Here is a 6,668-nt window from a genome sequence, read left to right as displayed (position 1 = left end):
TGCTCCCCCTTATCTCCCCCCTTACAAAGGGGGGTAGGGGGGGATGGGGGCGGGGGGGGATCGAAGGGGGATAATGGTGGATCATCCGTTTCTCATTCGAGCGAAAACCGCTGTATTATAATCAACTCGGTTTCTAGATTCGTAATCCCGAAACCAAAAGATCGGCGATCGCATCAGAAATCGGCAACCCCGGACAGCGTTCCAGCCAGAAAAACTCCCCCACCGGATTCACCTCCAAAAACACGTGGCGATCGCCCGGGGTCAAAATCAGATCGATCGCCCCGTAGTTCAACCCGAATTCCGCCATCAAAGCCAGTAATTTCCCCTCCACATCGGCGGGCAAATCGTAATGCGTCCAGGCATCGAGTAAGGCGATTCCCTGCCGCCGCCAGTCGTGGCGGGACTTTTCCAAAGCCTGGGAATCGACGGCGGCGGTAAAGGCGCGACGGCCGACAACAATCGTCCGCAATTCCAACTTTTTTTCGATTTTTTCTTGAAACGTCATGGGACAGAAATTCAATCCCTCCAAGCTTTCCAGATCGTCCGGGGTGACGGGATTGGTAAAAACCACCTGTTCTTGCCCTTCTTCGTCGTAGATGGCGAAGGAAGACAGCATTTTCGTCACCATACCCTGCGGGCATTCCCCGGCAAATTGTTGCACCGCTTGGGGATTGTTCGTCGTCAGGGTGCGCGGCGTTTCCAAACCCAATTCTCGGGCGACTTGTATTTGCAATTGTTTGTTTTCGGCGCGGCGAATTTTGGGGACGGGGTCGAGGTTAAATCCCCGGATGCTGGCAATCATTCCCTGAATGGTGACGCGGGATTCCTGCACGGACGCCCGCCGCATTTGCCGGTCCATTGTCGTCGGAATTCGCGCCCCGATCGCGATCCGGCGATACCACACGGCGGAGACATCTTGCAAATCAACCTTTCGGTCATTATCGACCAAAATCAGGCGCTCATTTTCCCCGTAATAAATATCCAATAAAATTTCCGTCGGAAATCGATCCGTGTCGAACCGAAACACCGTCTCGCCCCGGTCGGCGATCGCCTTCATCACCCGGGGAATACTTTCGTTATCTTTGCTGTGGGTAATAATTAAAATCGTCATGTCAACTGGGGTCGTCCGCGAGGAGGGCATCGGCGATCGCATCCGAGATTGGGAGTTTCAAATCGCGCTCCAACATTCCCCATTCTCCCGAAGGATTCACCTCTAAAAATACCAATTCTTCCGAGGGCGTTTCGATGAAGTCAAACGCGCCAAACGTCAGGCCAAATTTCGCCATAAAATGATCGAGGATTTCGGCGATCGTCGGGGGCAGTTGATGGTTTTCCCAGACGCAAGCGTCCGGCGTACCGCACCGCCAGTCCACCGTCGATTCCGCATATTTCGACGCATCCAATGCCCCCACAAAAATGCGGCCGTCCACGAAGACCGCCCGCAGTTCCCGGCGCTTGGGGATTTCCTCTTGGAACACCATCGGACAGTGGCGCAACGTTTCCAAATCCGCCAAATCTTCCTCCTTCACCGCACTGGTATACAGAAAAAAAGGCGAACCTTTCATGCTGTAAGAAAGCGGCTTCAACAGTTTGGCGACCATCTTTCCACCGACCCGGTAGAAAAACGCCCGCACCTCCGCCGGGTCGTTGGTGACGAGGGTTTGGGGAATCCTCAATCCCACCTCCCGGGCGACCCGCAACTGCCGCAATTTGTTCTCGGCGGCGCGAATGCGTTCCACGTCATCCACCCAACGGGCACTTCGCAAACCGTCCCAAAAACCGTCCCAGGTTGCCAGGGATTCTCGGGCGCAGGCGACTTGAAATTCCGGCGTCAATTCTTCGCCGAATTTGGGTTGCCAGATGCGGCGCAGCCAGACGGAACGCACCTCCTCGGCACGCATCGAAATATCGCCGTATTCCAACCAATTTTCGCACCCGCTATTGCCGAAATGGGCTCGAATTTTGATCGCCGCAGGAAAGCGATCGGTGTCGAGGCGAAAGGGTCTGCAACTCCGTTTGGATAGGGCCGCAAATACGCGATCAACGGTGAAGTAATCGCCGCTGTGGGTGATCAATAAAACGACATCGCGCCGGGAATTCATGATGCATTAAATCGGGATAATTCGGACAATTTATCTCGGGTTTTATCTATTTTAAATCGGCGCAATATGAAAAAAAATCGGCACAATTCGCCGACTTGCAATTCGGTCTTCGCACCGATCCAGGCGACTTCATCCTCACCATCCGAAGGATAGGTCGGATTCATCGCTGTCCGAGGGATACTTTTGGGTCGTGATCAGATCGCCAGACCCGTCGTCGAAGCCGCCACTATCCTCTTGATCGGAGGGATATTTGAGCGTCACCGCGATATCGCCTCCGCCACTATCTTCGCTGTCGGAGGGATATTTGAGCGTCACCGCGATATCGTCCCAAATTGGTTTGATGCCGACCCCATCTTCGCTGTCGGAGGGATACTTTTTGGTCGTTATCAATCCTCTCCGGCCGCCGACGGCTTTCATTTCCGCCTCCGACAGGTCTTCCAACTGCCCTTCGAGATAGCGGGCAAAGAAAGGAACCGCTTTCGAGTCGGATTCTCGCTTATTTTTTTCGGACATGAGTCAATTCGTCCTCATCGCGCTACAGATATTGACTGAAAAAATCAGGCTTTTTAGTCCTTGTAATAGGCACGATAGCAGGATCGTTTTGAGATATGTTGCCAACTTGGCAAAACGTAGACCCGACGCCAAAAAAATCAAGAAACTGACCGAAAAATTATCAAATTCATGGGCACTCCGTCAACTCCGCCATCAACTTCGCCACCGGAACGATCGCTTCCGCCGAACCCCCATTCTCGCCCGCAAATACCAAACCCGTCTCCACGTCCCCCCGAGCCGCCCGATCGAGCGCCCGCAGGATACAATAATTTTCCCCGCGATCGCGATAGCTACAGGTGTGCAAACAACTCGCCAGACAAGCATTTTTCGGCTCCAACGTCCCCGCGATCGCCTTCTCCACAAACGGATTCCGCAGCGCCCGCCCCGGCAAACCCACCGGCGAGGGCACCAACATCACGTCCTCCGGCGTCGCCTGCAAATGAAACTCCTTGTAACGGATATCCGCGTCGCATTCCTCCGTCGTGATAAACCGGGTCCCCATCTGAACCCCGCTCGCCCCCAGCGCCAACACCCGCTCGATATCCTCCCGACTCCAAATTCCCCCCGCCGCCACGACGGGAATCTTCGCCCCAAATTCTCGCTCCAAAACCGCCACCAACTCCGGAATCACCGAGGGCAGGAGAAACTCGGGCACCTCGAACTGCTCCGCCTTCGCCCCCAAATGTCCCCCCGCCGATCGCGGTTCCTCCACAATCAACGCATCCGGCAACCGATTATATTGTCGCCCCCACTTGCGGCAAATCACCCGCGCCGCCCGGACACTCGAAATAATCGGTGCGATCGCCACATCCGGATAGTCCGCCACCGCTTCCGGCAAGTGCATCGGCAGTCCCGCCCCGGAAATAATCAGATTAATCCCCTGTTCGGCCGCCGTGCGGACCAACGTCTCGTGATCCTGAGCCGCCACCATCGAATTGATCGCCAAAATCCCCGTCGGACTCAGTTCCCGCGCCTTTTTGATTTCGTCGATCAGAGCCAAGCGGTTCGCCTCGAAGAAATTGGCCCGCCGCCGGCCAAAATTGCGCTCCTCCGGATCGAAATAGGGGGAATTCAAACCCAACCCCACGGCCGAAATCGTCCCGATGCCCCCGGCTTCGGCCACCGCCGCCGCCAGGTTCGCCCCCGAAATGCGAATTCCCATGCCCCCCTGGATGATGGGGCGGGGGGCGACGTGCTTGCCGATTTGGAGGGGAGGAAATTGAGTCGCAGACATTCGATCTCCTTTGCTAGGGCCGGTTTGCGGACGACCGGCGTTTCTCAAACAATAACTATATTTCTATCAAGCGATATTTGTCAATCCGGACGCCGCGATCGCACCCGAACGCACCGATCGCATTCACGCTCGACCGCATCTTTGACGGAGCCGAGCTGATCGTTAGGTTAAGGAAAGATCATCGATTCGCGATCGCACCGAATCCCAAAAATCTTGGCGGGGTGGCGGATCGGGCCTCACAATCCCCCCCCAAAACCATCGCGAATCGATTGTTCAATTTGAGCCGAAATGTGAAACAATTGAAACAACGCAATTGGCCATCGTCCCCAAACCGGGCGATCGGCCCCCGTTGCGCCTGAACCTCGATATTTAATTTGGAACATCACCCATGACCGTTGCTCAAGTGACCTTCCCCATTGACCTGGGAGCTTACCAGCATCTGAAACTCGATCCGGCCCAACCCACCCTCACCGACGAACAGCGAGACGCCCTCAAAGCCAACATCCAACTGTTCCGGGATGCGATCGTCTTCTTCACCGCCACCGGCGCCGCCCGGGGAGTCGGCGGTCACACCGGCGGACCCTACGACACCGCCCCCGAAGTGATGATCCTCGACGCCCTGTTCCGCGGCGGCCCCGAAAAATTCGTCCCCACCTTCTTCGACGAAGCCGGACACCGGGTCGCCACCCAATATATGATGTCCGTCCTCGAAGGTCACTTGCCCGCCGAGCAACTCCTCAGCTACCGCGCCGCCCACTCCAAACTCCCCGGACACCCCGAATTGGGACTGACCCCCGGCGTCAAATTTAGTTCCGGGCGCCTCGGCCATATGTGGCCCTACGTCAACGGCGTCGCGATGGCCAACCCCGATAAGACGGTATTTTGCCTCGGTTCCGACGGGTCCCAACAAGAAGGAAACGACGCCGAAGCCGCCCGCCTCGCCGTCTCCCAACAACTCAACGTCAAACTCATCATCGACGACAACGACGTCACCATCGCCGGACACCCCTCCGAATACATCCCCGGCTACACCGTCGCCCAAACCCTCGCCGGCCAAGGCGTCAAAATTCTCGAAGGCGACGGGGAAGATCTCGACGACCTCTACCGCCGCATCTGCGAAGCCATCAACACCGCCGGACCCGTTGCCGTGGTGAACCGCCGGAAAATGTGCGTCGGAATTGACGGCCTCGAAGGGTCCCCCCACGGCCACGACGTGATTTCCGTCGATGCCGCGATCGCCTATTTAGAAGCCAAAGGCCGCACCGAAGCCGCCGACTACCTCAAAGGCATCAAAAAGCCCAAGCAAGACTACACCTTCCTGGGTTCGAGCGAAGATCTCGGTTCCAACCGCAACGTCTTCGGAGATGCCGTCGTTTCCGTCCTCAGTACCATGAGTGAAAGCGATCGCAAAGAAAAAGTCGTCTGCATCGACAGCGACCTCGAAGGCTCCTGCGGCCTGCAAAAAATCCGCACCGCCTACCCCGAAATCTTCATCAAAGCCGGCATCATGGAGCGCGGCAACTTCTCCGCCGCCGCCGGTTTCGGCATGGAAAAAGGCAAACAAGGTATTTTCGGCACCTTCAGCGCCTTCCTAGAAATGTGCATCTCCGAAATCACCATGGCGCGGCTCAACTACTCCAACGTCCTCTGCCACTTCTCCCACAGCGGCATCGACGACATGGCCGACAACACCTGCCACTTCGGCCTGAACAATATGTTCGCCGACAACGGCCTCGATGACGGCTATGAAACCCGCCTCTACTTCCCCGCCGACGCCAACCAGATGAAAGCCTGCGTTGACTCGGTATTCTTCGATCCCGGACTGCGGTTCATCTTCTCCACCCGCTCCAAAGTCCCCCACATCCTCGACTCCGAAGGCAACCCCTTCTTCGGCGAGGGTTACAAATTCGTCCCCGGAAAAGACGAAGTCATCCGCGAAGGCACCGCCGGCTACATCGTCAGCTTCGGCGACAGCCTCTACCGCGCCTTAGATGCAGTAGAACGCCTCAAAAAAGAAGGCATCGACGTCGGTTTGATCAACAAACCCACCCTCAACGTCGTCGATGAAGAAATGTTAGCCAAAGTCGGCCGGGCGCCCTTCGTCCTGGTAACAGAATCCTTCAACCGCCGCACCGGACTCGGAAGCCGCTTCGGTTCCTGGCTGCTCGAACGCGGATACACCCCCAAATTCGCCTATCTCGGCACCCACGAGGAAGGCTGCGGCGGCCTGTGGGAACAGTTCCCCCACCAGGGAATCGACCCCAACGGCATCATGAAAAAGGTCAAGGAATTGATCGGTTAACGATCCGAATTTGAGTGATTTTGTCGGGGGAATGGAGGCATTCTCCCGACTGTCGTCTTTTTGAATCCGACCCCGCTATCCGAGTTGATTTTTCAGCCATTCCCCATCGGCATCGGAGAATGGCGGGGGCGGCGGCGGTTGGCCGTAGTCCAGAGACAGATCGTAAGCCGCCTCCTCATAGACGGCGGTGAGGGCCGATCGCAAATCCAGCGGCAGGTCCGGGTCGGGATCTCGCAGGGGCACCGGGACGACGGGCAGCGGAGTCGGCAATTTCAGGGGAGGGCATGGGAACACACCTCGGACAGTTGAAACTTGCATCGTGTCAATTGTATCGCCCCCAAACCCCCAATTCTGGGGGCTTTGAGTGGCGCGATCGCCCTCTGGAGTCGATTGATTGGCCCCACATTGCCGATCGCATTATTTATTTTTTCAAAAAAAATTAAGAAATGTTAAAAATTTCGACTTTTTTTGAGAAACC

At 56.5% G+C, this 6,668-nt stretch carries 6 protein-coding genes; 1 reads left to right on the top strand and 5 read right to left on the bottom strand.

The genetic code is table 11. The annotated features are described in order from the left end of the window. Nucleotides 1-133: 133 nt before the first annotated feature. From LKE08_RS00830 to LKE08_RS00815, 4 genes are all read right to left on the bottom strand, one after another. The gene (locus LKE08_RS00830) at nucleotides 134-1,111 is read right to left on the bottom strand and encodes an MvdD family ATP-grasp ribosomal peptide maturase (RefSeq protein ID WP_324702294.1); all 978 of its coding nucleotides are present in this window, start codon (nucleotides 1,109-1,111) and stop codon (nucleotides 134-136) included. A 1-nt stretch (nucleotide 1,112) separates the two neighbouring features. Then, complete coding sequence (locus LKE08_RS00825) at nucleotides 1,113-2,102, bottom strand: MvdC family ATP-grasp ribosomal peptide maturase (protein WP_324702293.1); 990 nt, start codon at nucleotides 2,100-2,102, stop codon at nucleotides 1,113-1,115. A 135-nt stretch (nucleotides 2,103-2,237) separates the two neighbouring features. Then, nucleotides 2,238-2,615, bottom strand: a complete 378-nt coding sequence (locus tag LKE08_RS00820) for a microviridin/marinostatin family tricyclic proteinase inhibitor (protein ID WP_324702292.1) — start codon at nucleotides 2,613-2,615, stop codon at nucleotides 2,238-2,240. 166 nt (nucleotides 2,616-2,781) lie between these two features. After that, a complete protein-coding gene (locus LKE08_RS00815) occupies nucleotides 2,782-3,888 on the bottom strand; it encodes a nitronate monooxygenase family protein (protein WP_324702291.1) in 1,107 nt (368 codons plus the stop codon). A 388-nt stretch (nucleotides 3,889-4,276) separates the two neighbouring features. Here LKE08_RS00815 and LKE08_RS00810 point away from each other — a divergent pair, with 388 nt between their 5' ends. Next, nucleotides 4,277-6,190, top strand: coding sequence for a transketolase C-terminal domain-containing protein (locus LKE08_RS00810; RefSeq protein ID WP_324702290.1), 1,914 nt, complete (start codon nucleotides 4,277-4,279; stop codon nucleotides 6,188-6,190). Nucleotides 6,191-6,265: 75 nt separating this feature from the next. Here LKE08_RS00810 and LKE08_RS00805 read toward each other — a convergent pair whose 3' ends face one another. Then, on the bottom strand, nucleotides 6,266-6,508 hold the full coding sequence (locus tag LKE08_RS00805) for a DUF4058 family protein (RefSeq protein WP_324702289.1): 243 nt from the start codon (nucleotides 6,506-6,508) through the stop codon (nucleotides 6,266-6,268). Nucleotides 6,509-6,668 lie beyond the last annotated feature (160 nt).

Source organism: Lyngbya sp. CCY1209, from assembly GCF_035615495.1.
Classification (GTDB): Bacteria; Cyanobacteriota; Cyanobacteriia; order Cyanobacteriales; family Microcoleaceae; genus Limnospira.
This window is presented reverse-complemented; position numbering and strand designations above follow the sequence as displayed.

Excerpts from the sequence above, each read along its gene's own strand:
- LKE08_RS00820 (WP_324702292.1), bottom strand. The coding sequence starts at position 2,615 with ATGTCCGAAAAAAATAAGCGAGAATCCGACTCGAAAGCGGTTCCTTTC.
- LKE08_RS00825 (WP_324702293.1), bottom strand. The coding sequence starts at position 2,102 with ATGAATTCCCGGCGCGATGTCGTTTTATTGATCACCCACAGCGGCGAT.
- LKE08_RS00810 (WP_324702290.1), top strand. The coding sequence starts at position 4,277 with ATGACCGTTGCTCAAGTGACCTTCCCCATTGACCTGGGAGCTTACCAG.
- LKE08_RS00830 (WP_324702294.1), bottom strand. The coding sequence starts at position 1,111 with ATGACGATTTTAATTATTACCCACAGCAAAGATAACGAAAGTATTCCC.
- LKE08_RS00815 (WP_324702291.1), bottom strand. The coding sequence starts at position 3,888 with ATGTCTGCGACTCAATTTCCTCCCCTCCAAATCGGCAAGCACGTCGCC.
- LKE08_RS00805 (WP_324702289.1), bottom strand. The coding sequence starts at position 6,508 with ATGCAAGTTTCAACTGTCCGAGGTGTGTTCCCATGCCCTCCCCTGAAA.